The 1,572-nt window shown below is 62.7% G+C and carries 1 protein-coding gene; it reads right to left on the bottom strand.

Going from position 1 to position 1,572, the window contains the following annotated elements; all coding sequences use genetic code 11:
* Positions 1-95 precede the first annotated feature (95 nt).
* On the bottom strand, positions 96-1,572 hold a 1,477-nt coding region (locus WBP53_RS10195; RefSeq protein ID WP_423928547.1), incomplete at its 5' end, for a patatin-like phospholipase family protein.

The raw sequence follows: 1,572 nt of genomic DNA, 5'->3' as shown, positions 1-1,572 counted from the left end.
GCTCAAGCGCGTTGATTTCGCCAAGCTGATGGCGTTGACCTGACCCTCACGCCCGAAGGCGGCGCCGGGACGCCACCTGGCATCCCGCTTCCCTCTCAAACTCGGCGCACCTCATCGGTTTGCAAGTTGTTGCGCTGGTCTTCGATCGCGCGCAAGGCGTACTGGTAGCCACTTTCGACTGCGTGCTCGTAAGCCTTCCAGTTGAGCAGGCCGATTTCACGCACCGGCGGTTCGAACAGCAGTTTCGCAAGTTCGCGGCGTTCGGCGCTGGCGATTTCGGCGTTGACCATTCCCGAGCGAATCAGCACGTCGAAAATGCCGGGCCGCTGGCCACGCCCGAACTGGAACAGCAACTTCCAGATTGGCGGCGTGTAGTACTCCTCGATCGAGGTGTACAGGGCGTCATCTGCACCGATGTCTACGGCAGCGATTTCGCCAGGCTGTTGCGCATGCATGATGTCGGTGGGCAGGTTGTTGATGACGGCACCATCGACGTAGACCTGGCCGTGATGACAGACCGGCGGCAGCACGCCCGGAATGGCGCTGGAGGCGCGCAGCCAAAGCCACAAGGGGCCTTCGCGATGCGTTTCCAGTTCGCCGGTACTGAGATTTGACGAGCAACAAAAATAGGGAAGCGGAAGATCGGTGATGTCACGGTCGTCGTATTGTTCGCGCAGCAGGCGCGCCACCCGGCGTCCGCGCGTCAGTGCGACAAGAGGCAGGGTGTAGTCGGTCAGCGGTCGACCGACGACGAAACTCTGCCGGTAGTTTTCGAACATCTCCTCATCGCTCCACTCCAGTGCAACGCCGGCACCGATGATGGCGCCAATGCTGGTACCACCCACGCAATCGATTTCCATGCCTGCTTCGCGCAGCGCGCGCACGATGCCGATCTGGGTAAAGCCGCGTGCGCCACCGCCGGACAGGACCAGGCTCAGACTGCGTCCGGTCAACAGGCGTGCGATACGGCGCACATCGTGTGCATCGCGGACATGGTGATGCGGGATGCCCGGCGTCTTGTTCAACCACCGCCTGGCTGTGCCGTGGATGATCCTGCCCTCGTGGAGCAGGATCAGATGACGAGGTCGGGACAAGGCCGTGGATGCATCGGCGCAGGCTCCTGCCGGCCACGCCTGTGGCGACTCCGCGGCATTGGCGAGTAGCAGGAGGCAGTCCGCCTGGCGCACGCACAATGCCTGCCAGTCATCATCCGCATCTGCCACATAAACCACGAAGCGCGTGCGTGCTTCGATCTCGTTGAACCAGCTGCTCAGTTGGCCGAGCCCGCTTTGTCGGTCGATCATGGTGCAGCTGCCGAAGGCACCGAGCATCTTGACGAATTCGTCCGCGAAACCGTGGACATCGACACCGGCATCGTGGCGCAGCACGGCGAACGTACGCGGCGCACCGAGCGACGCGTCCTCATCGCGCGACGACAATCGGCGCACGGCCAGGCGCGCCATTGCCAGCATTGCGCGCGGGTGATGGTTGACCAGTTTCTCGAAATCACTGCGCGAAAGTCGCAGCAACTCCGAATCACGCAGTGCTCGCACGCTGGCATTGCGCGGAATG

It is taken from the genome of Dokdonella sp. (genome assembly GCF_049593775.1).
Classification (GTDB): domain Bacteria; phylum Pseudomonadota; class Gammaproteobacteria; order Xanthomonadales; family Rhodanobacteraceae; genus Dokdonella.
Note: the sequence above shows the minus strand (reverse complement) of the source record. Positions and strands in the feature narration are given on the sequence as shown.